The following is a 259-nucleotide window of genomic DNA, read 5'->3' on the forward strand; positions in this document are numbered from 1 at the left end:
GCTTGTAGCTCAGGTGGTTAGAGCGCACCCCTGATAAGGGTGAGGTCGGTGGTTCAAGTCCACTCAGGCCTACCAAATTCTTTCTGATACCGCGTTGTGAAACGACTCGCATACTTCAGTATGCTTCGCCGCTCCACGCCTTGTCTCAGCAAGAATTAAGGTGAATGAGATAACTACGATGGGGCTATAGCTCAGCTGGGAGAGCGCCTGCCTTGCACGCAGGAGGTCTGCGGTTCGATCCCGCATAGCTCCACCATCC

The 259-nt window shown here is 54.4% G+C and carries 1 tRNA gene; it reads left to right on the top strand.

The features are described from left to right. Nucleotides 1–180: 180 nt before the first annotated feature. Nucleotides 181–256: transfer RNA gene (locus OGY33_RS00030), tRNA-Ala, on the top strand. Nucleotides 257–259 lie beyond the last annotated feature (3 nt).

The organism is Citrobacter sp. Cpo032 (genome assembly GCF_030332975.1).
GTDB lineage: Bacteria > Pseudomonadota > Gammaproteobacteria > Enterobacterales > Enterobacteriaceae > Citrobacter > Citrobacter portucalensis.